Annotated in this window: 24 protein-coding genes and 2 tRNA genes; 18 read left to right on the top strand and 8 right to left on the bottom strand. The window is 72.0% G+C overall.

Annotation, left to right across the window (positions count from 1 at the left end):
* Positions 1–340: 340 nt before the first annotated feature.
* The 10 genes from dnaN (at position 341) to AA0005_RS01615 (ending at position 10,125) form a co-directional block, all read left to right on the top strand.
* Positions 341–1,468: a DNA polymerase III subunit beta gene (dnaN, locus tag AA0005_RS01660; protein WP_413451694.1), complete on the top strand. Its 1,128-nt coding sequence runs from the start codon at positions 341–343 to the stop codon at positions 1,466–1,468.
* Positions 1,469–1,515: 47 nt separating this feature from the next.
* Positions 1,516–2,412, top strand: coding sequence for a phosphogluconate dehydrogenase (NAD(+)-dependent, decarboxylating) (gene gnd, locus AA0005_RS01655; protein ID WP_413451693.1), 897 nt, complete (start codon positions 1,516–1,518; stop codon positions 2,410–2,412).
* A 2-nt stretch (positions 2,413–2,414) separates the two neighbouring features.
* The gene (gene recF, locus AA0005_RS01650) at positions 2,415–3,575 is read left to right on the top strand and encodes a DNA replication/repair protein RecF (RefSeq protein ID WP_413451692.1); all 1,161 of its coding nucleotides are present in this window, start codon (positions 2,415–2,417) and stop codon (positions 3,573–3,575) included.
* Entirely contained in the window at positions 3,568–4,116 is a 549-nt protein-coding gene (locus AA0005_RS01645; RefSeq protein ID WP_413451691.1) for a DUF721 domain-containing protein, read from the top strand. The genes recF and AA0005_RS01645 overlap by 8 nt, the downstream gene beginning before the upstream one ends.
* A gap of 232 nt (positions 4,117–4,348) precedes the next feature.
* Entirely contained in the window at positions 4,349–6,373 is a 2,025-nt protein-coding gene (gene gyrB / locus AA0005_RS01640; protein WP_413453049.1) for a DNA topoisomerase (ATP-hydrolyzing) subunit B, read from the top strand.
* Between the two features lie 93 nt (positions 6,374–6,466).
* Positions 6,467–8,956, top strand: a complete 2,490-nt coding sequence (gene gyrA, locus AA0005_RS01635) for a DNA gyrase subunit A (RefSeq protein WP_413453048.1) — start codon at positions 6,467–6,469, stop codon at positions 8,954–8,956.
* Positions 8,953–9,639, top strand: coding sequence for a DUF3566 domain-containing protein (locus AA0005_RS01630; protein WP_413451690.1), 687 nt, complete (start codon positions 8,953–8,955; stop codon positions 9,637–9,639). The genes gyrA and AA0005_RS01630 overlap by 4 nt, the downstream gene beginning before the upstream one ends.
* A gap of 104 nt (positions 9,640–9,743) precedes the next feature.
* A tRNA-Ile gene (locus AA0005_RS01625) sits at positions 9,744–9,817 on the top strand.
* 29 nt (positions 9,818–9,846) lie between these two features.
* Positions 9,847–10,008 carry a DLW-39 family protein gene (locus tag AA0005_RS01620; protein WP_413451689.1) on the top strand — a complete coding sequence of 54 codons (162 nt, stop codon included), beginning with the start codon at positions 9,847–9,849 and terminating at the stop codon, positions 10,006–10,008.
* Positions 10,009–10,049: 41 nt separating this feature from the next.
* Positions 10,050–10,125 (top strand) — tRNA-Ala (locus tag AA0005_RS01615).
* A gap of 55 nt (positions 10,126–10,180) precedes the next feature.
* Here AA0005_RS01615 and AA0005_RS01610 read toward each other — a convergent pair.
* Positions 10,181–11,314, bottom strand: a complete 1,134-nt coding sequence (locus AA0005_RS01610) for a glycosyltransferase family 4 protein (RefSeq protein WP_413451688.1) — start codon at positions 11,312–11,314, stop codon at positions 10,181–10,183.
* Between the two features lie 116 nt (positions 11,315–11,430).
* Between AA0005_RS01610 and AA0005_RS01605 the strand changes: the two genes are divergently transcribed.
* Together AA0005_RS01605 and AA0005_RS01600 are read left to right on the top strand one after the other, a co-directional pair.
* On the top strand, positions 11,431–13,524 hold the full coding sequence (locus AA0005_RS01605; RefSeq protein ID WP_413451687.1) for a glycogen debranching N-terminal domain-containing protein: 2,094 nt from the start codon (positions 11,431–11,433) through the stop codon (positions 13,522–13,524).
* A 4-nt stretch (positions 13,525–13,528) separates the two neighbouring features.
* Positions 13,529–13,858 (top strand): MerR family transcriptional regulator, encoded by a 330-nt coding sequence (locus tag AA0005_RS01600; RefSeq protein WP_413451686.1) that lies wholly within the window; start codon positions 13,529–13,531, stop codon positions 13,856–13,858.
* Positions 13,859–13,916: 58 nt separating this feature from the next.
* Here AA0005_RS01600 and AA0005_RS01595 read toward each other — a convergent pair whose 3' ends face one another.
* Entirely contained in the window at positions 13,917–14,651 is a 735-nt protein-coding gene (locus AA0005_RS01595) for a hypothetical protein (protein WP_413451685.1), read from the bottom strand.
* 192 nt (positions 14,652–14,843) lie between these two features.
* Here AA0005_RS01595 and AA0005_RS01590 point away from each other — a divergent pair, with 192 nt between their 5' ends.
* The gene (locus AA0005_RS01590) at positions 14,844–15,365 is read left to right on the top strand and encodes a peptidylprolyl isomerase (protein ID WP_413451684.1); all 522 of its coding nucleotides are present in this window, start codon (positions 14,844–14,846) and stop codon (positions 15,363–15,365) included.
* A gap of 4 nt (positions 15,366–15,369) precedes the next feature.
* Entirely contained in the window at positions 15,370–16,218 is an 849-nt protein-coding gene (locus tag AA0005_RS01585) for a rhomboid family intramembrane serine protease (protein WP_413451683.1), read from the top strand.
* 156 nt (positions 16,219–16,374) lie between these two features.
* Here the strand turns inward: AA0005_RS01585 and AA0005_RS01580 are convergent, their stop codons facing one another.
* Positions 16,375–16,623: a cell division protein CrgA gene (locus AA0005_RS01580; protein ID WP_413451682.1), complete on the bottom strand. Its 249-nt coding sequence runs from the start codon at positions 16,621–16,623 to the stop codon at positions 16,375–16,377.
* Positions 16,624–16,740: 117 nt separating this feature from the next.
* Here AA0005_RS01580 and AA0005_RS01575 point away from each other — a divergent pair, with 117 nt between their 5' ends.
* From AA0005_RS01575 to AA0005_RS01560, 4 genes are read left to right on the top strand one after another with little or no spacing between them, the layout of a single operon-like run.
* The gene (locus AA0005_RS01575; RefSeq protein ID WP_413451681.1) at positions 16,741–17,466 is read left to right on the top strand and encodes a DUF881 domain-containing protein; all 726 of its coding nucleotides are present in this window, start codon (positions 16,741–16,743) and stop codon (positions 17,464–17,466) included.
* Between the two features lie 41 nt (positions 17,467–17,507).
* Positions 17,508–18,269, top strand: coding sequence for a class E sortase (locus tag AA0005_RS01570; RefSeq protein WP_413451680.1), 762 nt, complete (start codon positions 17,508–17,510; stop codon positions 18,267–18,269).
* A complete protein-coding gene (locus AA0005_RS01565) occupies positions 18,269–18,433 on the top strand; it encodes a hypothetical protein (protein WP_413451679.1) in 165 nt (54 codons plus the stop codon). The genes AA0005_RS01570 and AA0005_RS01565 overlap by 1 nt, the downstream gene beginning before the upstream one ends.
* Positions 18,430–19,050 carry an aminodeoxychorismate/anthranilate synthase component II gene (locus tag AA0005_RS01560; RefSeq protein ID WP_413451678.1) on the top strand — a complete coding sequence of 207 codons (621 nt, stop codon included), beginning with the start codon at positions 18,430–18,432 and terminating at the stop codon, positions 19,048–19,050. The genes AA0005_RS01565 and AA0005_RS01560 overlap by 4 nt, the downstream gene beginning before the upstream one ends.
* A 75-nt stretch (positions 19,051–19,125) precedes the next feature.
* Here the strand turns inward: AA0005_RS01560 and pknB are convergent, their stop codons facing one another.
* The 5 genes from pknB to AA0005_RS01535 are packed head-to-tail and all read right to left on the bottom strand — an operon-like array spanning position 19,126 to position 26,240.
* On the bottom strand, positions 19,126–20,994 hold the full coding sequence (gene pknB, locus AA0005_RS01555; RefSeq protein ID WP_413451677.1) for a Stk1 family PASTA domain-containing Ser/Thr kinase: 1,869 nt from the start codon (positions 20,992–20,994) through the stop codon (positions 19,126–19,128).
* Positions 20,994–22,067 carry a serine/threonine-protein kinase gene (locus AA0005_RS01550; protein WP_413451676.1) on the bottom strand — a complete coding sequence of 358 codons (1,074 nt, stop codon included), beginning with the start codon at positions 22,065–22,067 and terminating at the stop codon, positions 20,994–20,996. The genes pknB and AA0005_RS01550 overlap by 1 nt, the downstream gene beginning before the upstream one ends.
* A 2-nt stretch (positions 22,068–22,069) precedes the next feature.
* Positions 22,070–23,527 carry a peptidoglycan D,D-transpeptidase FtsI family protein gene (locus AA0005_RS01545; RefSeq protein WP_413451675.1) on the bottom strand — a complete coding sequence of 486 codons (1,458 nt, stop codon included), beginning with the start codon at positions 23,525–23,527 and terminating at the stop codon, positions 22,070–22,072.
* Positions 23,524–24,960 carry an FtsW/RodA/SpoVE family cell cycle protein gene (locus AA0005_RS01540; protein WP_413451674.1) on the bottom strand — a complete coding sequence of 479 codons (1,437 nt, stop codon included), beginning with the start codon at positions 24,958–24,960 and terminating at the stop codon, positions 23,524–23,526. Before AA0005_RS01540 ends, AA0005_RS01545 begins: the two co-directional genes overlap by 4 nt.
* Positions 24,960–26,240, bottom strand: coding sequence for a PP2C family protein-serine/threonine phosphatase (locus AA0005_RS01535; RefSeq protein ID WP_413451673.1), 1,281 nt, complete (start codon positions 26,238–26,240; stop codon positions 24,960–24,962). Before AA0005_RS01535 ends, AA0005_RS01540 begins: the two co-directional genes overlap by 1 nt.

Genomic DNA, 26,240 nt, shown 5'->3' with positions numbered 1-26,240 from the left:
TGGACAGCAGAAACTTGTCAGTGGACAGACCGTCCCCCGTCGGTGGACGGCGCCGGGAGGGATGACAAGAATCCACTGCCCCGGCCCGTCCTCCCCAGCGCCGTCCGCACCCGTTCCCACATCGTCGAGTGCACGCTGACCTGCACGGACGCCGGATCTCCACAGTGTCCACACCACCGATGACGATGACGAGACCCCCTTCGAGCATTGCTTGTGAACAACAAGATCCGACCGGGCGATGGCACTCCACTCCCGTCCTGAGCGTCGGTGCACTCGCGTAAGGTTTCCCGTGCGCAGCAGCAGGCGCTGCGCCGTCACGCTCCGAGAGAGGTCAACAATCGTGAAGCTCAGGGTCGAACGGGACGTCCTTGCCGAGGCCGTCGCCTGGACAGCTCGCTCCCTCCCCGCGCGCCCGCCGGTCCCGGTGCTCGCCGGGGTACGGCTGGAGGCGAGCAGCGAGGGTTCCCTCACCCTGTCGACCTTCGACTACGACGTGTCGGCCCGGTCGACCGTCCCCGCCGGTGTCGAGGAGGCCGGTGTCGTCCTTGTCTCCGGGCGTCTCCTCGCCGACATCGCCAAGGCGCTGCCCGCCAAGCCCGTCGACCTCACCCTCGACGGCACCAAGGTCGTCCTGCGCTGCGGTGCCAGCCGCTTCACGCTCCTCACCATGCCGGTGGAGGACTACCCGGCGCTGCCGACGATGCCCGAGCTCTCCGGCACCATCGACGCCGACGTCCTCACCGAGGCCGTCGCCCAGGTGAGCATCGCGGCCAGCCGCGACGAGACGCTCCCGCTGCTCACCGGTGTCCGCGTCGAGATCGAGGGCGAGAAGCTCACGCTCATGGCCACCGACCGCTACCGCCTCGCGCTGCGCGAGCTCAGCTGGCACCCGACCAACCCGGGCATCTCCTCGGTGGCGCTCGTCCGTGCCCGCACGCTCTCCGACGTCGCCAAGTCGCTCACCAGCGCCGGCAGCGTCGACGTCGCCCTCGGTGGGGAGTCCGCGTCCCTCGTCGGCTTCGCGGCAGGCGGCCGGCAGACGACGTCGCTGCTCGTCGAGGGCGACTACCCGCCCGTGCGCCGCCTCTTCCCCGACGAGACGACCACCCACGCCGTCGTCGCCACGGCCGCGCTTGTCGAGGCGGCCCGCCGCGTGTCCCTCGTCGCCGAGCGCAACACGCCCATCCGCCTGAGCTTCTCCGAGGGCCAGGTCGTCCTCGAGGCGGGCCAGGGGGAGGACGCCCAGGCCTCCGAGGTCCTCGAGGCGAACCTCGTGGGCGAGGACATCGTCACCGCCTTCAACCCCCACTACCTGCTCGACGGGCTGGGAGCGCTGACCACGGACTTCGTCCGGCTGTCCTTCACCCACCCGAGCAAGCCCGCGGTGCTCACCGGTCAGGGCAGCGCGGAGGGCGAGAGCGAGGACGAGTTCCGCTACCTCCTCATGCCCATCCGATTCGCCGGGTAGCCCCCCGCCGGGTACGTTCGCAGCAGCCGTCCACGAGAGGAGCAGACATGCACATCGGCATGGTTGGTCTGGGTCGGATGGGCGGCAACATGCGCCAGCGCATCGAGGCCGCCGGCCACACAGTGACCGGGTACGACACCAACCCCGAGATCAGCGACGTCGCCTCCGTCGCCGAGCTCGTCGCCGCCCTTCCGGCCGGCGAGCGGGTCGTGTGGATCATGGTCCCGGCCGGTGCGCCCACCCTCACCGTCCTCGAGGAGCTCGCGTCCACGCTGGAGGCGGGCGACCTCGTCATCGAGGGCGGCAACTCCTACTACCGCGACGACCAGACCAACGCCGCGATGCTCGCCGAGCGCGGTGTCGGCTACATCGATGCCGGCATCTCCGGCGGCGTCTGGGGCCGCGAGTACGGCTACGGCACGATGGTCGGCGGCAGCGCCGAGGACGTCGAGCGCGCGATGCCGATCTTCGACGCCCTGCGCCCGGAAGGACCCCGCGAGGAGGGCTTCGTCCACGCCGGCGGTGTGGGAGCCGGTCACTTCTCCAAGATGGTCCACAACGGCATCGAGTACGGCCTCATGCAGGCCTACGCCGAGGGCTACGAGATCATCGCCTCGCGGTCCGACCTCGTCCCCGACGTCGCCGCCGTCCTCCGCGCCTGGCAGCGCGGGACCGTCGTGCGCTCGTGGCTGCTCGAGCTCCTCGTCGACGCCCTCGAGGGCGACCCCGGCCTCGCGAGCGTCGACGACTACGCCAACGACTCCGGCGAGGGTCGCTGGACCCTCGAGGAGGCCATCGACAACGCGGTCCCCGCGCCCACCATCGCGGCCGCACTCTTCGCCCGTTTCGCCTCCCGCCAGGAGCAGTCTCCCGCCATGAAGGCGATCGCCGCCCTCCGCGAGGAGTTCGGGGGACACGCGGTCCGTCGCGCCGACGAGCACTGAGGATGTACGTCTCCAACCTCTCCCTGCACGACTTCCGCTCCTACACCGAGCTGGTCCTCGCGCTCGACCCCGGCGTCACCGCCTTCGTCGGGCACAACGGCCAGGGCAAGACGAACATCGTCGAGGCCGTCGCCTACCTCGGGACCTTCTCCAGCCACCGCGTCGCCTCCGACGCCGCACTCGTGCGCCACGGCACCGGCGGCGCGGTCGTCCGCGCCAAGGCCGTGCGCGGCGGCCGCGAGACGCTCGTCGAGCTCGAGATCGTCGCGGGCAAGGCCAACCGCGCGCGCCTCAACCGGGCCCCGGTGAGCCGGACGCGCGACATCCTGGGCATCGTGCGCAGTGTCGTCTTCGCGCCGGAGGACCTCGAGCTCGTCAAGGGTGACCCGCAGGCCCGGCGTCGCTTCCTCGACGACCTTCTCGTCCTCCTCACCCCGCGCCTGGCCGGGGTGCGCAGCGAGTACGACAAGATCCTGCGCCAGCGCGGGGCACTCCTCAAGAGCGCCGGCGCCGCCCGGCGCCGCGGCGCGAGCCCCGACCTGTCCACCCTCGACGTCTGGGACCGCCACCTCGCCGCCGCGGGCGCCGAGATCGTCGCGGCGCGCGTCGCGCTCCTCCACCAGCTGCGGCCCCGGGTCGCCGCGGCGTACGAGCAGGTCAGCGCCGGGCAGGGCGAGGCCCACCTCGGCTACCGCTCCGCGCTCCTCGGCATCGACGGCGAGGGCGAGGCGACACCCGAGGAGGAGAGTGGTCTCACCGACGTCCCGGCCCTCGAGGAGCGGCTCGTCGCCGCCATGGCCCAGGTGCGCGGCAAGGAGCTCGACCGCGGCGTGAGCCTCGTCGGGCCGCACCGCGACGACCTCGTCCTCACCCTCGGGGGCCTGCCCGCCAAGGGCTACGCCAGCCACGGGGAGTCGTGGTCCTACGCGCTGGCCCTGCGCCTCGCCTCCTTCGACGTGCTCTCGGACGACGACGACGGCGGTCCCGTGCTCATCCTCGACGACGTCTTCGCCGAGCTCGACGTCCGGCGCCGTGAGCGGCTGGCCGCCATGGTGGGTGACGCCGAGCAGGTGCTCATCACCGCGGCCGTCGCCGAGGACGTCCCGGAGTCCCTCCGCGGCGCGCGCTTCCGCGTGACCAAGGGCGAGGTCACCCGTGAGTGACGAGCAGGCCCCCGAGCCGGAGGAGGAGACGACCTCGGCCGCCGCCCGCGAGGCACTGGCTCGCGCCCGGGCCGCCGCCGCGGCCAAGGGGCTGCGCCGCAGCGCACCGGGCCGGCCCACCGGCAAGCGACAGTTCCGCCCCGGGCCCGGCCTCGGGGACGTCGGCAGCGGCTCCGGCCCCTCCCGTCGCGACCCCCAGATGCTCGGCCCCATCGTCGACAAGCTCCTCACCGAGCGCGGCTGGACCGCGCCGGTGAGCATGGGCGGCGTCGTCGGGCGGTGGCGCGAGATCGTCGGTGACCAGCTCGCCGACCACTGCGTCGTCGAGACCTTCGACGAGGCGGTGCTCGTCGTCCGCGCCGACTCCACCGCGTGGGCCACCCAGCTGCGCCTCCTCCAGCCGCAGCTCGAGCGCCGGCTGGCCGAGGAGGTCGGCGAGGAGGTCGTGGAGAAGATCGTCATCCGCGGCCCCGGTGGGCCGAGCTGGACGCGGGGCCCGCGCTCGGTGCGGGGCAGGGGCCCCCGCGACACCTACGGCTGAGCCACGCCACCGCGGGCGCGACGCGACCCCCGTCACACTGTGGATGAACTTGTGGATATGCGGTGATTCCGGCGCCCACGCAGTAGAATCGGGTGACCCGTCCCGCGGGGCGACGGCTCGAGTCGCACCCCGCGGGCAGCTGTGGTGCCAGGTGCACCGTCCCGGACCAGGTGACGGTGTGGTGCTGCGCCGCGACGAATGACGAGGAGAGCCTCAGACAGTGGCTGACGAGATGCCCCCGAGCCCCGGGACGAGCCAGCAGGACGCCGGCTACGACGCAACGAACATCACGGTTCTCGAGGGCCTGGAGGCCGTCCGCAAGCGCCCTGGTATGTACATCGGCTCGACCGGTGAGCGCGGCCTGCACCACCTCGTCTACGAGGTCGTCGACAACTCCGTCGACGAGGCCCTCGCCGGTCACGCGACGACGATCGACGTGACGATCCTGCCCGACGGCGGCGTGCGCGTCGTCGACGACGGTCGCGGCATCCCCGTCGACATCGTCGAGTCCGAGGGCAAGCCCGCCGTCGAGGTCGTCCTCACCGTCCTCCACGCCGGCGGCAAGTTCGGCGGCGGCGGCTACGCCGTCTCCGGCGGCCTGCACGGCGTGGGCGTCTCCGTCGTCAACGCCCTGTCCACGCGCCTGCACGTCGAGGTGCACCGCGGCGGCGACATCTGGCGCCAGAGCTACCAGGACGGCGTCCCCACCGCCCCGCTCGCCCGCGTGGGCAGCACCGAGCGCACCGGCACCACCGTGACGTTCTGGCCCAACGGGGAGATCTTCGAGACCACCGACTTCGACTTCGAGACGCTGCGGGCGCGCTTCCAGCAGATGGCCTTCCTCAACAAGGGCCTGCGGATCACGCTGACCGACGAGCGCGCCGGCGTCACCGACGCCGGCGACGAAGTCACCGGTGACGACGAGGGCACCGCGGACGACCCCCACCCCGGGCGCCGCGAGGTGAGCTACCGCTACGAGAACGGGCTGCGCGACTACGTCGAGCACCTCAACTCGGCGAAGAAGGTCGAGCTCGTCAACCGCGAGATCATCGACATCGAGTCCGAGGACACCGACCGGCAGATCTCCCTCGAGATCGCCATGCAGTGGACCAGCGCCTACTCCGAGTCGGTCCACACCTACGCGAACACGATCAACACCTCCGAGGGCGGCACCCACGAGGAGGGCTTCCGCTCGGCGCTCACCTCGCTCATCAACCGGTACGCCAAGGACAAGGGCATCCTCAAGGACAAGGACGACAACCTCACGGGTGACGACATCCGCGAGGGACTGACCGCCGTCATCTCCATCAAGCTCGGCGAGCCGCAGTTCGAGGGCCAGACGAAGACCAAGCTCGGCAACACCGAGGCCCGCACCTACGTCCAGCAGGTCGTCTACAGCCACCTCGGCGACTGGCTCGACGCCCACCCGAACGAGGCCAAGGACGTCATCCGCAAGGCGCAGCAGGCCGCGGCGGCCCGCGTGGCCGCCCGCAAGGCGCGCGAGGCGACCCGCCGCAAGGGTGCCCTCGAGTCCGCGTCGATGCCGGGCAAGCTCAAGGACTGCTCCACCCGCGACGCCACCCGCTCGGAGATCTTCATCGTCGAGGGCGACTCGGCCGGCGGCTCCGCCGTCCAGGGCCGCGACCCCGAGACCCAGGCGATCCTGCCGCTGCGCGGGAAGATCCTCAACGTCGAGAAGGCCCGCCTGGACAAGGCCCTGGGCAACCTCGAGATCCAGGCGCTCATCACCGCCTTCGGGACCGGCATCGGCGAGGACTTCGACATCTCCAAGCTGCGGTACTACAAGATCGTCCTCATGGCCGACGCCGACGTCGACGGCCAGCACATCACCACGCTGCTGCTCACCATGCTCTTCCGGTACATGCGCCCGCTCATCGAGAACGGGCACGTCTACCTCGCCCAGCCGCCGCTGTACCGGCTCAAGTGGTCCAACGCCCCGCACGAGTACGTGTACACCGACCGTGAGAAGGACGCCCTCCTCGCCGAGGGCGCCGCGGCCGGCAAGCGCCTGCCCAAGGACAGCGGCATCCAGCGCTACAAGGGTCTGGGCGAGATGAACGACCAGGAGCTGTGGGACACGACGATGAACCCGGACACCCGCACCCTGCGGCAGGTCACGGTGGGAGAGGCCGCCGCCGCGGACGAGGTCTTCTCCGTGCTCATGGGCGAGGACGTCGAGTCCCGCCGTGAGTTCATCCAGCGCAACGCGCACGACGTGCGCTTCCTGGACATCTAGACCCGCCCTGCCGCTCTGCCTGCCGAAGGATAGAAGGACCAAGTGACCCAGCCCCCCATCGACCACGTCGAGCAGGTCGACCTCAAGCTCGAGATGCAGCGCTCGTACCTCGACTACGCGATGAGCGTCATCGTCGGGCGTGCCCTGCCGGACGTGCGTGACGGACTCAAGCCGGTCCACCGCCGCGTGCTCTACGCGATGTACGACGGCGGCTACCGCCCCGACGCGGCCTTCAACAAGTGCTCGCGCGTCGTCGGTGAGGTCATGGGGCAGTACCACCCCCACGGTGACACCTCGATCTACGACGCCCTCGTCCGCCTCGTCCAGGCGTGGTCGATGCGCTACCCGCTCGTCGCCGGCCAGGGGAACTTCGGATCAGCGGGCAACCTCGGTGCCGCCGCCCCGCGGTACACCGAGTGCAAGATGGCGCCGCTGGCCATGGAGATGGTCCGCGACATCGACCAGCAGACGGTCGACTTCCAGGACAACTACGACGGCAAGAACCAGGAGCCGCTCGTCCTGCCGGCGCGGTTCCCCAACCTCCTCGTCAACGGCTCCGAGGGCATCGCCGTCGGCATGGCCACCCGCATCCCCCCGCACAACCTGCGGGAGGTCGCCGACGGCGTCCAGTGGTTCCTCGAGAACCCCGAGGCGAGCAAGGAGGAGCTCCTCGAGGCGCTCATGGAGCGCATCAAGGGCCCCGACTTCCCCACCGGCGCCACGATCCTCGGCCGTCGCGGCATCGAGGACGCCTACCGCACCGGCCGCGGCTCGATCACCCAGCGCGCCGTCGTCAACGTCGAGGAGATCCAGGGCCGCCAGTGCCTCGTGGTCACCGAGCTGCCCTACCAGGTCAACCCGGACAACCTCGTCACGAAGATCGCCTCGCTCGTCCACGACGGTCGTCTCCAGGGCATCGCCGACATGCGCGACGAGTCCTCCGGCCGCGCGGGTCAGCGCCTCGTCATCGTCCTCAAGCGCGACGCCGTCGCCAAGGTCGTGCTCAACAACCTGTACAAGCACACCCAGCTGCAGGACAACTTCCCGGCGAACATGCTCGCGCTCGTCGACGGCGTGCCGCGGACCCTCAGCCTCGACGCCTTCGTGCGCCACTGGGTCACCCACCAGATCGACGTCGTCGTCCGCCGCACGCGCTTCCTCCTCAACCGGGCCGAGGAGCGCATCCACATCCTGCGCGGCCAGCTCAAGGCCCTCGACATGCTCGACGAGGTCATCGCGCTCATCCGCGGCTCGGAGAGCGGCGACGCCGCCCGCGTGGGCCTCATGGACCTCCTCGACATCGACGAGGTCCAGGCCGACGCGATCCTCGCCATGCAGCTGCGCCGCCTCGCGGCCCTCGAGCGGCAGAAGATCATCGACGAGCACGACAAGATCGAGGCCGAGATCCAGGACTACAAGGACATCCTGGCCTCCCCGCCCCGCCAGCGGAGGATCGTCTCCGAGGAGCTCGGCTCGATCGTCGCCAAGTACGGCGACGAGCGCCGCACGACGGTCGTGCCCTACGAGGGCGACATGTCGATGGAGGACCTCATCCCCGAGGAGGACGTGGTCGTCACGATCACCCGGGGCGGGTACGCCAAGCGCACGCGGACGGACAACTACCGCTCCCAGCGCCGTGGCGGCAAGGGCGTGCGCGGCGCCCAGCTGCGCGAGGACGACATCGTCGAGCACTTCTTCGTCACCACCACCCACCAGTGGCTGCTCTTCTTCACCAACATGGGCCGCGTCTACCGCGCCAAGGGCTACGAGCTGCCCGAGGGCGGGCGTGACTCCAAGGGCCAGCACGTCGCCAACCTGCTGGCCTTCCAGCCGGACGAGCGCATCGCGCAGGTCGTCGCGCTGCGCAGCTACGAGGACGCCGACTACCTCGTCCTCGCCACCCGGTCGGGCCTGGTGAAGAAGACCCGCCTGCAGGAGTACGACACCAATCGCACCGGCGGGATCATCGCGATCAACCTGCGCGAGGACGCCGACGGCGAGCGGGACCGGCTCGTGTCCGCCCAGCTCGTCAACAGCGAGGACGACCTGCTCCTCGTCTCCCGCAAGGGCCAGTCGATCCGCTTCACCGCGACCGACGAGGCGCTGCGTCCCATGGGCCGCTCGACCTCCGGCGTCACCGGCATGAAGTTCCGCGAGGACGACGAGCTGCTCGCCATGGACGTCGTGCGTCCCTGGTACGAGAACGCCGCGCTGTTCGTCGTCACCGAGGGTGGCTACGCCAAGCGCACCAACGTCGAGGAGTACCGGGTCCAGGGCCGCGGTGGCCTGGGGATCAAGGTCGCCAACCTCGTCGAGGCCCGCGGCGACCTCGTCAGCGCCCTCCTCACCAGCCCCGAGGACGAGGTCCTCGTCATCATGGAGCGCGGCAAGATCGTGCGGTCCGCGGTGGCCGAGGTCAGCCTCACCGGCCGCAACACCCAGGGCGTCATCTTCGCCAAGCCGGACAAGGGCGACCGGATCATCGCCGTCGCTCGCAACGCCGAGCGCGACGCCGATGGCGTAGCGTCGACCCCTGACGAGACCGAGGAGCCCACCGAGGGCGACGATGGAGGAGACGCATGAGCAGCAGCACGCCCGGTCAGGGTGCGGACGTGACGCCGCCGGAGGGTGAGCAGCCCGGCCCGGGGCAGCAGGCGATGCGCACCAGCCTCGCGGAGCGCTTCGCGGCGGCCCGTGGGGTCGAGGAGCACCCCGTCGTCCCCCGGCCCGCCGACACCGCCCCGGTGAACGACGCCGCCGCCACCGCGGTCCGTCCCGGCGTCTCCGGCGGGTCGGCCACGGCCCCCCGCTACGGCGCCACGGCGCCGGGTGAGTCGGCCGCACGGCCCGAGGAGGCGCCGGCCGCGGAGAGCGAGCCTCGCCCGGCCGCTCGTCCCGCCTCGGCCGGTCCGCGCCGCGTGCGCCTGTCGGTGGCACGGGTGGACCCGTGGTCGGTCATGAAGCTGTCCTTCCTCCTGTCGATCGCCGTCGGTATCGGGATCGTCGTCGCGGCCGCGGCCATGTGGTTCGTCCTCGACTCGATGCACGTCTTCGCCGACGTCGAGGAGCTCCTCCTCACGCTCGACTCGGAGAACTTCCTCCGGCTCATGGACTACGTGCAGTTCGACCGCGTCATCTCGATGGCCGCGATCATCGCCGTCGTCGACGTCCTGCTCCTCACGGCGCTGTCGACGCTCGGGGCGTTCCTGTACAACATCGTCGCCGCGCTCGTCGGTGGTGTGCACCTGACGCTGACCGACGACTGAACTGTGGCGAACGCGACGTTCCCGGCCACCCTCACGGGTTTGGGAACGGCCCGCGGGCTGGGGTAGTCTGCTTCGGCACCCCCGGCCACGCGCCGCAGTGCACCGGGCCTATAGCTCAGACGGTTAGAGCGCTTCCCTGATAAGGAAGAGGTCGCTGGTTCGAGTCCAGCTAGGCCCACACGATCACCACCCGAGGAGGGGACCCGCATGAAGAAGTTCCTCGGACTGGCCGCGCTGGCAGGCGCCGGCTACGCCGTCTGGACCAAGGTCAAGGCGGACCGCGAGGAGCGGGAGCTGTGGGCCGAGGTCACCGACAGCTTCGGCGGCAACACCTTCCCCGACGCTCCCGCGGACACGGCCAAGGCCTGACCGCGAGTAGCATTCCCCTGCCGGCCGCACGGTCGGCGCCGGGGGCCATGGCGCAATTGGTAGCGCACCTGCTTTGCAAGCAGGGGGTTGCGGGTTCGAGTCCCGCTGGCTCCACCAGCTCCGCCCGGTGGTGCGCGGGCCGCCCGCGCCGTCGCGGCCGACCCGCGGCCCGTCACCTCAGGACGCCGCTCCGCACCCGGGCCGTCGCCGCCTCCGCGGCGAGGACCTGACGGTAGACGCGCTCGTACCCGGCCGCCATGACCGGGAGGTCGAAGCGTGCCTCGGCGTCCTCCCGTACCGCGGCAGGGTCGAGGCCCTCCGCCACACGCAGCGCGGCGGGAAAGTCGCCGAAGCGGTCGACGACGAGGCCGCTGCGCCCGTGTGCGACGACCTCCGGCACGCTCCCCCGGCGTAGTGCCACCACCGGGGTGCCGCAGGCCATGGCCTCGATCATCACCATGCCGAAGGGCTCCTCCCACTGGATGGGGAAGACCAGGGCCCGGGCACCGGCGAGCAGCTCGCGCTTGAGAGTGGCGTCGGCCTCCCCCACGTACTCGGCGTCGGGTCCCAGGAGGGGCCTGACCACGTCGCGGAAGTAGGCTCGCTCCTCCGCCTCGTTCATCTTGCCGGCGAGGACGATGCGGCGGCCGACGCGCCGGGCTGCCTCGATGGCCAGCTCAGGACCCTTGTCCGGGCTGAACCGGCCGAGCCACAGCAGGTAGTCGTCCTTGTCCGCCTGGAAGGGGAAACTCTGGACGTCGATGGCGTTGTGCACCGTGCCCACCCAGTTGAGGTCTGGGGCCAGCCGGCGCTGCGCCTCGGAGATCGCCACCAGGCCGACGGTCCGCCCCAGGCGCCGGTAGTAGTCACCGTTGTCGCCCGTGACCGGTCCGTGCATCGTCACCACGGTGGGCTGCGGGCGGGAGGCGGCCAGCAGCGGCCCGGCAAGGGTGTGGTCGTGGACGACGTCGAGCTCCGTGCTGCCGAGCACGCGCGCTGTCTCCGCCGCGGTCACGACCTCCGGCAGTGGGCTGCCCAGCAGGCCCGTGGGGGGCGCGTCGTAAATGCGGTGGTGGCGGGACGCGCGGGTCCGGTGCTCGCCCGCCGAGAGCAGCGTGACCTCGTGGCCGCGGTCGGCCAGACCGTCGACGAGGCCGGCGACGACGGCCTCGGTGCCCCCGTACCCGCGCGGGGGGAGCTCGAACCACGGCGGGGCCACCATGGCGACGCGCAGGCGGTCGGGCTGCGGATCATCCCGGTGGCTGGTGTCGGCAGGCGTGCGCCCGGGAAGAGTGCTGAGTGACATGGCTTCTCCTCGGCTGTCGATCGGAAACCGGAACCTGCAACGCTGCAGGCGCCAAACCTTCAAGTCGAGTTGTAATATAGCCCAACCCTGCATAGCAAGGACCGAGCGGAGGTGCTGTGACCACGCAACAGTCAGTCATCGCCGTCGCACCGACGAGCGTCACGCTGGTCGAGGGCTCGTCGTTCTGTGTGAGCGGTGCGAGCGGGGACATCGACCCCGCTCGTGCCGAAGGGCTGTTCGTCCAGGACACGCGACTGCTCTCCCGGTGGCAGCTGCTCGTCGACGACGCTCCGGTGGAGCCGCTGGCCGTGCTGCCGCGGGAGCCCTACGAGGCCCTCTTCGTCGGTAGGGCTCCGGTGCGTCCCGGCCACGTCGAACCGACCCTCGTCGTGGAGCGACGCCGTTACGTCGGGCAGGGCATGCGCGAGGACATCGTGCTCGAGAACTACGGGTCGGAGGCAGCGGGGGTCGAGCTGCGCCTCCTCGTCGGGGCGGACTTCGCGGACCTCTTCGAGGTGAAGGAACGTCGCTTCCCGCACTCGCCGGTCGTCGAGCGCGTGGCGGCGGGCGCCGACCTCACCCTCTGCGTGCAGCGGGCGGGCAGCCGGCGCGGCGTCCGCGTCAGTGCTCCCGGGTCCGTGGCCTCCGAGGGACAGCTCCGCTTCACCGCCACCGTGCCCGCCGGCGGTCGCTGGACCGCCACGGTCGAGGTCGTGGCGAGCGTCGAGGACGAGGAGCTCGCGACCCCCTTCCCCCTCGACGAGCCCGTGGAGCAGGCGGAGCCGGTGCGCCGGATGCGCGGCTGGCACGCGTCGGTCCCGGACATCCGCGTCGAGGACCCGGCGCTCGCCGAGGCGTTGCGGCGGAGTGAGGAGGACCTGGGTGCGTTGCGCATCGTCGACCCCCGACACCCCGAGGACGACGTCGTCGCCGCCGGCGCGCCCTGGTTCATGGCCCTCTTCGGTCGCGACTCCCTGCTGACGAGCTGGATGACACTGCCCTTCTCGCCCGACCTCGCGATGGGGACCCTGCGCACCCTCGCCAGGATGCAGGGCACCACCATCGACCCGATGACCGAGGAGCAGCCCGGTCGGATCCTCCACGAGGTCCGGCGCGGTGCCGACCTGTCCCTCGCCCTGGGAGGCAACAGCGTCTACTACGGCTCGATCGACTCCACACCGCTGTTCGTCATGGTCGTCGGTCGGGCCGCCCGCTGGGGCGTTCCGATGGCCGAGCTGGAGCCGCTGCTGCCGGCCGTCGACGCCGCGGTCGAGTGGATCGTCGAGCTCGGCGACCGCGACGGGGACGGCTTCGTCGAGTACGAGCGGGCGACCGACCGGGGCCTGGCCAACCAGGGCTGGAAGGACAGCACGGACGCGATCGCCTTCCGTGACGGCGCGCCCGCGAGGACGCCGCTCGCGCTCGCCGAGGTCCAGGGCTACTGCTACGCGGCGTTCCTCGCCAAGGCCGACCTCGACGAGCGCCGGGGGAACGTGACCGGTGCACGAGAGTGGCGCGAGCGTGCCGCCGTGCTCAAGCGGCGGTTCCACGAGGCGTTCTGGCTCCCGGAGGAGGGCTTCTACGCCCTCGCCCTCGACAACCGCAAGCGGCCCGTCGACGCGATCGCCTCCAACGCCGGGCAGTGCCTCTGGACCGGGATCGTCGACGAGGCGGTCGCCGGGCAGGTCGTCGAGCGCCTGCTGTCACCGGAGATGTTCACCGGGTTCGGGATCCGCACCCTCGGTACGGGCAACGCTCGCTACAACCCCGTGAGCTACCACAACGGCTCGGTCTGGCCCCACGACACGGCTCTCATCGCGGCCGGGGTGGCCGACTACGGCTTCGCGGCCGAGTCTCGGCGCATCGTCGACGGGCTCATCGACGCGACCCGTGCCTTCGACGGGCGCCTGCCCGAGCTGTTCTGTGGATTCGACCGTGCGGAGAAGCCCGTGCCCGTCCCGTACCCGACGTCGTGCTCGCCCCAGGCGTGGGCGGCCGCGGTGCCCTTCGAGCTGCTCCGGATCGCGTTGGGGCTCTCGGCCACCACCCCTGGCGCGGGGCTCCAGGTGGGACCGGGCGACCACGGCCTCGGGGTCGTCGAGATCGACCGGCTGCCCTTCGAGGACCACCACGTCGACGTGCGCACCGACGACAGCGGCACCGTCACGACCCGGACGAGTAGGGTAGACGCGCAGACCGGGACGAGGTGATCAGGTGGGCGACGACGGCGGCACGAGGCGGGGAGCCGGCGACGCCCCACTCATGGACCCCGATACCCCGTTCTTCACGATCGGGCAGGTGTCCACACTGCTCGGCGTCCCGGCGGCGCAGCTGCGGCGGCTCGACGAGTTCGACTTCGTCAGCCCCGGCCGCACCGGCGGGAACCAGCGGCGGTACACGCTCGCCGAGATCGACCGTCTGCGCGAGGTCATCAGCCTCACCGACGACGGCATCAGTCTGTCGGGCGTGCGCGTCGTCCTGGAACTCCGGCGGCAGGTGGCTGCCCTCGAGGCCGAGATCGCCCGTCTGCGCGGCGAGGACTGAGGCACCCACGGACAACGGCCCGGGTCCATGCGGACCCGGGCCGTCGTGCGAACGCGCGTCAGGCGTTGCGCGTGGTGTCCACGTCGGTCTCGCCGCGGCCGGAGTCGATGGGCGTGGTCTCGGTGTTGACGGCGCCGGCGGCGGTCTCGGTCTCCTCCGCGACGGTCGCGGCGTCGACCGCGGGCTCGCCGTCGTCGGTCGCGTTCGGCACGGCGGTGACCTGGCCGCTGCTCGAGGCGTCGTCGTTCGGGGTCGTCACGGTGGTGTCCTCCCAGTACTCCTCGGCCCACGGGTCGTCCACGGGCTGCGTGCGGCGCCACAGCAGGTAGCCGGTGCCGGCGGCGGCGGTCCCCACGAGGATCCAGCCGACCTTCTTGCCGCCGCGCTTCTTCTTGGGCTTGGTGGTGATGGCCTTCTGGGCGGCCTTGCTCGCCTTCGTCGCCTTCTCGGCGACGGTGCCCTTGCCGGAGGCGGCCTCGGCGGCGTCGTGCATCGCCTTCTGCACGCGCGGGAGGTAGTCCTCGACGATCTTGTCGCGCGTGGAGTCGACGACGGGACGAGCCTTCTCGGCGGCGGCCTCGATCTTGGGGGCGGCGACCTTGACGCCGTCGCGCCACGCCTTGTCGACCTTCGGAGCGGCGACGTCGGTGGCCCAGACCTTGCCGTGCTCGGCCAGGGAGGCGGCGAGCTCACCGGCGCGGCCCGCCTGCTCACCGAGGACGTGCCCGAGCTCGACGGCCTGCTGGCGGACCTTGTCGGTGTCGACCTCGCGGATCTTCTGCTTGCGCGACATGTGCTCTCCCTTGACTGACAGGTTGTGGCGCCCATCGTCCCACCGCGGGGAGACGAGCGCACCATTCCGAGGGCCGATTTCTCACCGTGCAGCACGGCCGCGACCCCGTCCTGGTCCCACCCTGCCACGTCGGGGAGCCGAGGGCACGGGCCGCACCTGCGGACACCGCGGGGAGCGTGAAAGGATCGCCGCATGGAAGCTACTCTGCACACGAACCTCGGCGACATCACCGTCGAGCTGTTTCCCAACCACGCCCCCAAGACCGTCGACAACTTCGTCTCCCTCGCCAAGGGTGAGCGGACCTGGACGCACCCGGGAACGGGTGAGGAGACGAACGAGCCGCTCTACAACGGCGTCATCTTCCACCGTGTCATCCCCAACTTCATGATCCAGGGCGGCGACCCGCTCGGCACCGGTACGGGCGGCCCGGGCTACACCTTCGACGACGAGATCCACCCGGAGCTCGACTTCACCCAGCCCTACGTCCTCGCCATGGCCAACGCCGGCAAGATCGGTGGCCGCGGCACCAACGGCTCCCAGTTCTTCATCACGACGGCGCCCACCACCTGGCTGCAGGGCAAGCACACGATCTTCGGTCGCGTCGTCGACGCCGCCAGCCGCGCCGTCGTCGACCAGATCGGCACCACGGCGACCGGCCGCAACGACCGCCCGGTCGAGGACATCGTCATCTCCTCGATCACCGTCACCGACTGACCGGATGACCGCCAGTCCCTACGGGCAGGCCGGCGCCGCGCAGGCGCCGGTCTGCCCGCGGCACCCCGACCGTCCTTCCTACGTGCGCTGCCAGCGCTGCGACCGCCCGGCGTGTCCGGAGTGCCAGCGTCCGGCGCCGGTGGGCATCCAGTGCGTCGACTGCGTCGCGCAGGCCCGGGCAGCGCTGCCGGCCCGCCGCACCGTCTTCGGCGGGCGCGCCCGCGAGGGCCGCCCGGTCGTCACCATCTCGATCATCGCGCTGTGCCTCGTCGCCTACGTCGCCCTCATGGCGCCCGGCGACGCCCGCACCCAGCTCGTCTTCGTGCCCTTCGCCGGTGAGACGCAGCCCTACCGCTTCCTCACCGCCGCCTTCCTCCACAGCGGGTTCCTCCACCTGGCCGTCAACATGTACGCCCTGTGGATCGTCGGCTCGGTGCTCGAACCGGCCCTGGGCCGCTGGCGCTTCGCGGCGCTCTACCTCATCAGCGCGGTCGGCGGCTCCGTCGGCGTGCTGCTCTTCGCCTCCCCCTACGAGATGCAGTGGATCACCGCGGTGGTCGGCGCCTCCGGTGCCGTGTTCGGGCTCTTCGGGGCCATCGGCATCGCGCTGCGGCGGTTGGGGCGGGACACGACGCAGATCGTCGTGCTGCTCGTCATCAACACCGTCATCGGCTTCACCATCCCCAACATCTCCTGGCAGGCCCACCTCGGGGGGCTGGTCACCGGGGCGCTCCTCGCCGCCGCCTACGTCTACGCACCGCGGAAGCGGCAGAGCGCGACCAGCGTGATAGCCACGGTCCTCGTCGCCGCGCTCGTCGTCGGCCTCGCCGCCGCCAAATACGCCATCACATGAGTTACACGCGTGTAGTTCTGCACAGGCCTGTCCACAGTTGTGGACTTACACCGGTGTAGTTCTCCACAGGTTGGTCCACAGCTGTGGGCACAGCACCGGCCCGGAGACGACGATGCGCCGGCCCCCGTCGGGGACCGGCGCACCGGGCGGCTGGCGTCAGCGCCAGCGCAGCGTCATGAGGAAACCGACGAGCAGGACGACGAAGCCGATCCCCAGGTTGAGGTTCCCGATCCCCGGGATGGGCCCGGCCGCCTGGACGATGTAGGTGACCACCACCCACAGCATCCCCACCACCATGAGCACGACGGCGGTCGGCACCCACCAGCGCGGGCTCTCCTTGGGCTGGGCGGGCGCGGACGGGGGCGTGTACGTCGCCTTCTTCTTGCGGCGCTTGGACTCCGGCACTGTCAGCTCTCCTTCGGGTGTTCCGCCGTCAGCCGCCCTTTCGAGGCGCACGGCACCTCCCCTAGCGTAGTGGGCGGGAAGGTCCGTAGGGTCCAGAGCGTTGACCAGGAGGTGAGGATGTCCGAGCCGGGAACCGGTGACCGCCGGCACGGGTCCGTCGCCGTCGGCGCCGTCGCCGCCCTCGCCGGTCTCCTCTTCGCCACGAGCGCCAACCTCTTCCACGATGACGCCGACCGGTCGCCGAGCAATCTCGTCGAGCTCGCGCGGGTCGAGACCGCGCGCCTGGAGGACAACGAGGCCGAGGTCGCCGAGCTCCGCAAGCAGCGCGACGCCCTCGTGGCCGCCCAGCAGCCCCTCACCGAGCCCGAGGAGGAGGACGGCGACCTCGCCGCCCTCGCGGCCGGCCGCGTCCCGGTGACCGGGCCCGGCCTCGTCGTCGAGCTGTGGGACGCGCCCGTGCCTCCCGACCTCTCCTCCAGCGGCCTGCACCCCGACGACCTCGTCGTCCACCAGCAAGACCTCGAGGCCGTCATCAACGCGATGTGGGCGGGCGGTGCCGAGGCCATGATGATCCAGGACCAGCGCATCACCTCCACGTCCTCGGTCCGCTGCGTCGGCAACGTCCTGCTCCTCCACGGCCGCCACTACTCCCCGCCCTACCGTGTGTCGGCGATCGGGGACCCGGACGAGCTCCGGGAGGCGGTGGAGACCTCACCGGCCGTGGACGTCTACCTCCAGTACGTCGACGCCGTGGGGCTGGGGTGGTCCCTCGAGGAAGCCGAGGAGATCGACATGCCCGCCTACACGGGGTCGCTGCGGCTGGGCCACGCCCAGGCCGGGTGAACTACGCTCGAAGGACACGTCGACCGACAGGGGAACCATCGATGGCCACTCAGCTCGAGGAGCTGCCCGGGCAGCGCAGCGAGCCGCCGCGGCGACGCAGGGGTGCGGTCTCCACGCTCGTGGGCGTGGTCGGCGAGCTGCTCATCACCGCCGGCGTGCTGCTCGGACTCTTCGTCGTGTGGCAGCTGTGGTGGACCGACGTCGAGGCCAACAGCTACCAGGCGGACGTCCTCGAGGACTGGCGCGAGAAGGAGGGGGTCGTACAGGCCCCGCCGCAGGAGGGCGAGCGGCGCACCGACCCACCGCCGATCCCGGCCGCCGTGGGTGAGGGCGAGCTGCTCGGCACGCTCCACATCCCCCGGCTGGGTGACTACGAGCGGACGATCGCCCACGGCGTCGGGATGAGCTCGGTCCTCAACCGGGGCTACATCGGGCACTACCCCGACACCCAGCTGCCCGGCGAGGTCGGCAACTTCGCCACGGCGGCGCACCGGCAGTCCTACGGCGCGCCGTACAAGGAGATCGAGCAGATCGTCGTCGGGGACTCCCTCATCGTCGAGACCGCCGACGCCTACCTCGTCTACCACGTCACCGGCACCGAGGTGGTCCACCCCTCGCAGGTGGAGGTCATCGCGCCCGTGCCCAACGAGCCCGGGGTGGCGCCCACCGCGCGGACGATCACCCTGACCACGTGTCACCCGCTCTTCTCCGCCGCGGAGCGGTGGATCACCTACGGTGAGCTCCAGTACTGGATCGACAAGAACGAGGGCAAGCCGGCCGAGCTGCTCGAGGAGGGACGCTGATGTACGGCGCACTGTGGCGGGCGCTGCCCGGGCCCGTGTGGTTCCGCATCGTCCTCGTCCTCCTCCTGGCGGCCGCGGTCGTCTACGTCTGCTTCACCTGGTTGTTCCCCGAGATCGCCCCCTACATGCCCTTCAACGAGACCACCATCGAGGACGGCTCATGACCCGGCTCCTTGTCGTCGACAACTACGACAGCTTCGTGTGGACGATCGTCGGCTACCTCGAGCAGCTCGGGGCCAGCACGGTGGTCCAGCGCAACGACGACGTGACGGCGGACCCCCGCGACTTCGACGGCGTCCTCGTCTCCCCCGGGCCGGGCACCCCCAAGGAGGCCGGCGCGAGCCTGGAGGTCATCGAGCGCTGCGCCGAGCACCGGGTACCGATGCTCGGGGTGTGCCTCGGCCACCAGGCCCTCGGCGAGCTCTACGGCGGCACCGTCACCCACGCCGCGGAGCTCATGCACGGCAAGACGTCACCGGTGGAGCACGACGGCGCCGGCGTCTTCGCCGGGCTGCCCTCGCCCTTCACGGCCACCCGCTACCACTCGCTGGCCGTCGACCCCGCGACCGTCCCCGACGAGCTCGTCGTCACCGCGCGCACGGCCGGCGGCGTCGTCATGGGCCTGCAGCACCGGGAGCTTCCGCTGCACGGCGTCCAGTTCCACCCCGAGTCGGTGCTCACCGAGCACGGTCACCGGCTGCTGGCGAACTGGCTCGCTGCGACCGGTGACACCGCGGCCCCGGCGAGGAGCGAGGGCCTGGCGCCGCTGGTCCGCGCCTGACGCACACCGGAACGGCAGAACGGCCATGGCGGACCCGGAGGTCCGACATGGCCGTTCTCGCGTCCTGGCGCTGGATTAGGGGCCGTTGCCCCGGCTGCGGCCGAACTCGCTGTTCCCGGGGCCGCTCGCGTCGGTCTCCCCGTCGGTGGGCGGGTCGGTGGTCGGCTCGTCGTCGCTCGGCGGCTCCGTCGTGGGCTCCGGTGGCGGCTCGGGCGCCGGCGGCTCGACGGCGACGACCAGCTCGATCGTGCTCAGCCGGGGCACCGGGCCGACCCGGTCCTGGTCGAGCACCGTCCCGGGGGCGAAGTCCCCGGAGGGCTGGTCGACCCGGGTGACCGAGAGGTTGAGCTGGCGCAGCGTCTCGGTGGCGGCGTCGATCGTCTGGCCGGTGAGGTCGGGGACCTCGACGTTGCCGGTGGCGATGTGGAGGACCACCTCGGCGCCGGGCTCGATCGGCACACCGGCCTCCGGCTCGGTCCGCGCGACGCGGTCGGCCTCGTAGCCCGGGTCGTCGATGGGCCGGTAGGTGATGCGGACGCTGATCCCGAGCTCCTGCTCGGAGAGCTGGTCCTGCGCCTGGCGCTGGCTCAGGCCGGTGACGTCGGGCATGGCGACGGCCTCGGGTCCGGCGGAGAACCGCACGGTGACCGTCTCACCCTCCTCGACCGTCGTCCCGACGGCGGGGTCGGAGCTGACGAAGAGGCCCGGCTCGATCTCGTCGGAGGACTCCGGGTCCCCGATCGCGAAGACGAGGCCCTCCTCCTCGATCGTCTGACGCGCCTCGGTCTGGTCCATGCCCTCGAGCTCGGGCACCGTGACGGTCACCGGCTCGGTCGGCTCCTCCTCCCGGTCGCCGGTCAGGAGCAGCCAGACCACGCCTGCCGCGGCGAGCAGGCCGACGAGCACGAGCAGCCACACCCACCACGGGGAGCGCTTCTTCGGCTCCTCGTCCTCCTCGGCGGCGACGGCGGTGCGCGTGGGCATCGCCTGCGTCGCGCCGGGCGTGGCGCCCATGACGGTCGTCGGCTGGCTGGCGGCCGCGGCGGCCGCCGCCCACGTGCTCGTGGCCGGCGCGCTCACGGCGCCGCCCCGCAGGGCCGCCTCGAGGTCGCTGCGCATGGCGGCGGCGTCGGGGTAGCGGTCCTCGCGGTCCTTGGCCAGCGCCTTGAGGACGATCCGGTCGAGGGCCTCGGGGATGTCGGAGGCCACCTGGCTCGGGGGCTTGGGCACCTCGCGCACGTGCTGGTAGGCCACCGCGACGGCGGAGTCGCCGCTGAAGGGCGGCTGGCCGGTGAGCAGCTCGTACAGGAGGCAGCCGGTGGAGTAGATGTCCGAGCGTGCGTCGACGACCTCGCCGCGCGCCTGCTCCGGGGACAGGTACTGCGCCGTGCCGACGACGGCGTGGGTCTGGGTCATCGTCGCCGCGGAGTCGGCCATCGCGCGCGCGATGCCGAAGTCCATGACCTTGACCTGGCCGGTGGGCGTGAGCATGACGTTCCCGGGCTTGATGTCCCGGTGGACGATGCCCTCGCGGTGGGAGTAGGCCAGGGCCGACAGCACCCCGATGACGATCTCGCTCGCCTCGTCGATGGGCACGGCAGAGCCGTCGGTGAGCAGCGAGCGGACGGTGTGCCCCTCGACGTACTCCATGACGATGTACGGCACGTGCGCGCGGTTGCCCGAGGGGGTGAGGACGTCGTCCTCGCCGGTGTCGTAGACGGAGACGATCGCCGGGTGGTTGAGGGACGCCGCGGACTGGGCCTCGCGGCGGAACCGCGCCTGGAAGGTGGGGTCGCGGGCGAGGTCGGAGCGGAGCACCTTGATGGCGACCGTGCGGGAGAGCCGGTTGTCGTAGCCGATGTAGACCTCGGCCATACCGCCCCGACCGATGAGCTCGCGGACCTCGTAACGTCCGGCGAGCACCTTGGGTACTTCGTCCACCACTAGGGGTTCCTCACTGTCAGTCGATCGGCTCGAGTCTCCGGCATGCTGCCACCTGGCTGGTCCCCGCCCAGGGCAAGGGTACCGAGGGTGAGCGCGAGTACCGCCGCGAGGGCGAGCCCGATCCCCACGGCGGTGAGCCAGCGCCGGTCGGCGGCCAGCTCGGCCCAGGTGGGGCGGCGCCACCGCCCGCGGGGAGCGGGGCGTTCCCGCTGTCGCGCCGGCGGTGCGGGCGTGGCGACGGCGGGGGGTACGCCGTCGTCGGTGGCGAGCTCGCCCATGCGACGGGCGACGACCTGCGCGGACGCCGGGCGCCCGGCGGGATCCTTGGCGAGCATCGCGGCGACGAGCTCGCGGACCGGCGGGGGTACGTGCTCGGGCAGGGGCGGCACGGGGTCGGTCACGTGCGCCATCGCGATGTCGACCTGGTTCGTGCCGGTGAAGGGACGGCGTCCGGCCAGGGCCTCGTAGGCGATGACCCCGAGCGCGTAGACGTCGCCGGCGGGCTGGGCGGGGCGGCCCATGGCGAGCTCGGGTGGCAGGTACTGGGCGGTGCCCATGACCATCCCGGCCGCGGTGAGCGCAGGCTGGCCCGTCCCCAGGGAGATGCCGAAGTCGGTGAGCTTGGCGGTGCCGTCGGCCATGACGAGGATGTTGGAGGGTTTGACGTCCCGGTGCACCACCCCGGCCTCATGGGCGGCGTGGAGGCCGTCGGCGCACTGGGCGAGGATCGGCAGCAGCCGGTGCGGCGGCAGGGTGCGCTCGCGCTCGAGGACCGCGGAGAGCGGCTCGCCGGGCACGTACTCCATGACGAGGAAGCCGCCGCCGTCCTGCTCCCCGTAGTCGAGGAGCACCGCGACGTTCGGGTGGACGACGCCGCTGGCGTTGCGGGCCTCGGCCCGCAGCCGGGCGAGGGAGGCGGCGTCGTCGAGAAGGTCCTCGCGCAGCACCTTGGCGGCGACGGTGCGCCCGAGCAGCAGGTCCCGGGCGCGCCACACCTCGCCCATGCCGCCGACGGCGATGCGCTCGGTGAGCTCGTAGCGCTCACGGAGGAGGTGGCCGGCCCGGATCGCCACGGTCAGTCCTGCAGCAGCGCGGCGAGCACCTCGCGCGCGATCGGGGCGGCGGTGGTGCCGCCGGAGGCGATGTCGCCCTCGATGCCGCCGTTCTCGACGACGACGGCGACGGCCACCTGGGGGTCGTCGGCGGGGGCGAAGGAGGTGAACCAGGCGTGCGGGGGCGCGTCGGAGCCGCTCTGCGCGGTGCCGGTCTTGCCGGCGACGGCGATGCCCGGGAGCTGGGCGGCGCGTCCCGTGCCGTTGGCGACGACGCTCGTCATGAGCTCGGTGAGCACCTCCGCCGTCTCCTCCGAGACGGACCGGCGCAGGACGGTGGGCTCGGTGGTGGAGACGACCTCGAGGTCGGCGTTGCGCTCGGTGGCGACGAGGTAGGGCTGCAGCTGCTCACCGCCGTTGGCGATCGCCTGGGAGACCATCGCCATCTGGAGCGGGGTCACGCGCACGCTCTGCTGCCCGATCGCGGACATGGCGGTCTGCGCCGCGTCCAGGTCCGTGGGGAAGCGGGACTCGGTGACCCGCAGCGGGATCCGCAGCTCCTGGCCGAAGCCGAAGGCCTCCGCCTGCTCGCCGAGCCGCTCCGGGCCCAGGTCCATCCCCAGCTGCGCGAAGGTCGTGTTGCAGGACTGCTCCATCGTGTACCGCAGCGGGGCGGTGTCCTCGGAGGTGCAGGCGATCCCGCCGGGGTTGTTGATGACCCGGGTGGTCTGCGGCAGCTGGAGCTGGGCGAGGGAGGGCACCGGGCTGTCCGCCTCGAGGCCCAGGTCCTCGATCGCGGCGGCCGCGGTGATGACCTTGAAGGAGGAGCCCGGCGCGTAGAGGTCCCCGGAGATGGCGCGGTTGACGAGCGGGTCGGCCGGGTCGGCCAGCAGCGCGTCGTAGGCCTGCTGGGCGGCGGCGCCGTCGTGGACGGCGAGCGTGTTCGGGTCGAAGCTCGGCTTGGACACCGAGGCGAGGATCGCGCCTGTGCGCGTGTCGAGGGCGACGACGGAGCCGCGCTGGTCCCCCAGCGCGTCCCAGGCGGCCTGCTGGGCGGCGGGGTCGATGGTGAGCTCGACCGACCCGCCCTGCGGCTGGCGGCCGGTGACGAGGTCCTGGAGGCGCTGGACGACGAGGGAGTCGGCGGTGCCGCCGAGCACGTCGTTGGCGGCCTGCTCCATCCCGGTCATCGAGCTGAGCCCGGCGGCGAAGTAGCCGGTCGTGTGGGCGTAGAGCAGCGGCTCGGCGTAGCTGCGCTGGTAGCCGTAGGCGGAGTCGACCGGCGTGGAGGAGGCGATCGCCTCACCGGCGACGATGATCGGGCCGCGGTCCTGGCCGAACTCGCGGTAGATGGTGCGGACGTTGCGGCCGTCGGCGTTGAGGGAGGGCGCCTGGACGAACTGGACGGAGGTCGCGGCGACCATGAGGGCGAGGAACATGAGGGCGACGATGGTCGTCAGCCGGCGGACGGGGGTGTTCACGACAGTCTCACCACCTCGGTGGGGTTGGCGTCGTCGCCCGTGGGGCGGAAGCTCACCTCGGCGACGTCCCCGCTCGTGTCGAGGGGCCCGATGGGCAGGTCCCCGGCCATGGCGGCCGGGCGGCGGGCGGCGTCGGAGATGCGCAGGAGCAGCGCGACGATCACCCAGTTGACGACGAGGGAGGAGCCGCCCTGCGCGAGGAAGGGCATGGTGAGCCCGGTGAGCGGGATGAGGCGGGTGACGCCCCCGACGACGACGAAGCACTGGAAGGCGACGACGAAGGACAGGCCCGAGGCGAGCAGCGTCCCGAAGCCGTCCCGCACGCCGATCGCCGCGCGCATGCCGCGCTGGGCGAGGACGAGGTACATGAGGAGGATCGCGAGCAGGCCGGTGAGGCCGAGCTCCTCACCGAGCGAGGCGATGATGAAGTCGGACTGCGCGTAGGGGACGATGTCGGGCCGCCCCTGGCCCCAGCCGGTGCCCATGAGGCCGCCGGAGGCCATCCCGAACAGGCCCTGGACCACCTGGTAGGACCCGCCGAAGTCGCGCGAGTAGATGTCCGGGTCGAGGGCGTTGAGCCACACGTCGAAGCGGTCGCTCACGTGCCCGAGGGTGGTGGCCGCCAGCGCCGCGCCGCCCGCGAAGAGCAGCAGGCCGATGAGGACCCAGCTCACCCGTTCGGTGGCGACGTAGAGCATGGCGACGAAGAGCGCGAAGAACAGCAGTGCCGTGCCGAGGTCGCGCTGGAAGACGAGGACGACCAGGGCCACGCCCCAGGCGAGGAGGATCGGGCCGAGGTCCCGCACGCGCGGCAGCTGCAGGCCCAGGAACCGCGGCCCGGCCAGCGCGAGGGTGTCGCGGTTGGTGACGAGGTAGCCGGCGAAGAAGACGGCGAGGAGCACCTTGGCGAGCTCGGCGGGCTGGAAGGACAGCGGACCGATCGAGATCCAGATCCGGGCGCCGTTGATCGTGCGCCCCAGGCCCGGCAGCAGCGGCAGGAGCAGCATGACGAGGCCGACGATCATCGACAGGTAGGTGTAGCGGCGCAGCAGCCGGTGGTCGCGCAGCGCGATGACGACGGCGACGGCGGCCGCGACGCCGATCATCGTCCACAGCACCTGGCGGGAGGCGAAGGTGCTGTCCTCGGCGATGTCGATGCGGTGGATCATCGCCAGGCCCAGGCCGTTGAGCGCGACGGCGACCGGCAGGATCACCGGGTCGGCGTAGGGGGCGCGCCAGCGCAGGACGACGTGCGTGACGAGCGCGAGGACGACGAGCACCCCGGCCTGGGTGACCATCCCGGCCGGTGGGGAGCCCGCCGTCGCCAGTCCGACCTGGAGGTAGGCGTACAGGCCGATGGCCAGGGCGACGAGGAGCAGGCCGAGCTCGACCCACCGCCCGGGGCGCGCGGCCTGCGGGTTGACGATCGCCATCAGGCGTCCTCCGCCGTGGGCGAGGGACTGGGCGAGGGGCTGGGCGACGGCGTGGGCGTCGGCTCCTCCTCGGCGGCGCGGACCTCGTCGCGCAGCTCGGCCACGCGGTCCTCGGCCTGCGCGAGGGAGGAGACGGTGATCGTCGCCTCGAGGCGGTCGCGCGCGTAGCCGGGCAGCTCCTCCAGGCGCAGGTCGGTGCGCGAGTGCACCTCCGAGAGCGACAGCGGCCCCACCTCCTGCGGGATGCCGCGGTAGATGGCCACGACCTCACCCTCGGGCGCGAGGAAGTACTGGCTCTGCGTCCAGCGGTAGCCCAGCCACCCGCCACCGGCGAGCAGCGCGAGGACGAGCAGGGCCAGGAGGGTGCGCCCCACCCAGCGGCGGCGGCGCGGCGGCGCGGGCTCGTCGTCGTCCGGGGAGGGGGCGGCGGGGGAGAGGGCGGCGGCGCGGCCGGCCGCCCCGGCGCTGCCCCGGGTGCCGCGCAGGCGGTCCGTCGCGGCGGCGCCGACGACCTGCGGCCCGGAGGCGACGACGACGCCGGCGGGCAGGTCGTCGTCGTCGAGGAAGTCGGCGACGACGCAGGTCACGTTGTCCGGTCCGCCGCCGCGCAGGGCGAGGTCGATGAGCTCCTCGGCGCAGCGGCCGGGGTCGGGCACACGCGTGAGGGTGTCGGCGATGGTCTCGGTGCTGACGACGCCCGAGAGGCCGTCGGAGCACAGCAGCCAGCGGTCCCCGACCCGCGCCTCGCGGACCGACTCGTCGAGGACGACGTCGCCGTCGGTGTCGCCGAGCACGCGCAGCAGCACCGAGCGCTGCGGGTGGCGCTCGGCCTGCTCGGGGCTGAGGCGGCCGGTGTCGACGAGGTGCTGGACGAAGGTGTGGTCCTTGGTCACCTGGGAGAGCTCGCCCTCGCGCAGGAGGTAGGCGCGCGAGTCGCCGATGTGGACCATGGCGATCTTGTTGGCCGAGCGGAGCAGGGCGATGCACGTCGTCCCGAGGCCGGCGAGCTCGGGGTCGGCCTCGGCGCGCTCCTCGAGGTCGGCGTGGGCGGCGGCGACGGCGGCGCGCAGGCTGGGGAGGAGCTCGTCTGCGGCGGGGTGCTCGTCGTCGAGGTGGACGAGGTGGGCGAGCGCGACGGAGGAGGCGATGTCCCCGCCGGCTGGTCCGCCCATGCCGTCGGCGAGGACGAGGAGGTGCGGGCCGGCGTACCCGGAGTCCTGGTTGCTCGAGCGGACGAGTCCGACGTCGGAGCGGGCGGCGAAGTTGACGGTCAGGGGCAT

Origin of the sequence: Georgenia phoenicis (genome assembly GCF_047302425.1) — a bacterium.
Classification (GTDB): domain Bacteria; phylum Actinomycetota; class Actinomycetes; order Actinomycetales; family Actinomycetaceae; genus Oceanitalea.
The sequence above is the reverse complement of the archived record's forward strand: the minus strand, read 5'-3'. Positions and strand labels throughout refer to the sequence as shown.

What these genes read in the sequence shown, in the direction of transcription:
- AA0005_RS01565 (WP_413451679.1), top strand. Translation starts at nt 18,269, where the DNA reads ATGTACGGCGCACTGTGGCGGGCGCTGCCCGGGCCCGTGTGGTTCCGC.
- gyrA (WP_413453048.1), top strand. Translation starts at nt 6,467, where the DNA reads ATGCAGCGCTCGTACCTCGACTACGCGATGAGCGTCATCGTCGGGCGT.
- AA0005_RS01610 (WP_413451688.1), bottom strand. Translation starts at nt 11,314, where the DNA reads ATGTCACTCAGCACTCTTCCCGGGCGCACGCCTGCCGACACCAGCCAC.
- recF (WP_413451692.1), top strand. Translation starts at nt 2,415, where the DNA reads ATGTACGTCTCCAACCTCTCCCTGCACGACTTCCGCTCCTACACCGAG.
- AA0005_RS01540 (WP_413451674.1), bottom strand. Translation starts at nt 24,960, where the DNA reads ATGGCGATCGTCAACCCGCAGGCCGCGCGCCCCGGGCGGTGGGTCGAG.
- AA0005_RS01590 (WP_413451684.1), top strand. Translation starts at nt 14,844, where the DNA reads ATGGAAGCTACTCTGCACACGAACCTCGGCGACATCACCGTCGAGCTG.
- AA0005_RS01575 (WP_413451681.1), top strand. Translation starts at nt 16,741, where the DNA reads ATGTCCGAGCCGGGAACCGGTGACCGCCGGCACGGGTCCGTCGCCGTC.
- gnd (WP_413451693.1), top strand. Translation starts at nt 1,516, where the DNA reads ATGCACATCGGCATGGTTGGTCTGGGTCGGATGGGCGGCAACATGCGC.
- AA0005_RS01595 (WP_413451685.1), bottom strand. Translation starts at nt 14,651, where the DNA reads ATGTCGCGCAAGCAGAAGATCCGCGAGGTCGACACCGACAAGGTCCGC.
- AA0005_RS01585 (WP_413451683.1), top strand. Translation starts at nt 15,370, where the DNA reads ATGACCGCCAGTCCCTACGGGCAGGCCGGCGCCGCGCAGGCGCCGGTC.
- AA0005_RS01535 (WP_413451673.1), bottom strand. Translation starts at nt 26,240, where the DNA reads ATGCCCCTGACCGTCAACTTCGCCGCCCGCTCCGACGTCGGACTCGTC.
- AA0005_RS01560 (WP_413451678.1), top strand. Translation starts at nt 18,430, where the DNA reads ATGACCCGGCTCCTTGTCGTCGACAACTACGACAGCTTCGTGTGGACG.
- AA0005_RS01570 (WP_413451680.1), top strand. Translation starts at nt 17,508, where the DNA reads ATGGCCACTCAGCTCGAGGAGCTGCCCGGGCAGCGCAGCGAGCCGCCG.
- AA0005_RS01630 (WP_413451690.1), top strand. Translation starts at nt 8,953, where the DNA reads ATGAGCAGCAGCACGCCCGGTCAGGGTGCGGACGTGACGCCGCCGGAG.
- AA0005_RS01620 (WP_413451689.1), top strand. Translation starts at nt 9,847, where the DNA reads ATGAAGAAGTTCCTCGGACTGGCCGCGCTGGCAGGCGCCGGCTACGCC.
- gyrB (WP_413453049.1), top strand. Translation starts at nt 4,349, where the DNA reads ATGCCCCCGAGCCCCGGGACGAGCCAGCAGGACGCCGGCTACGACGCA.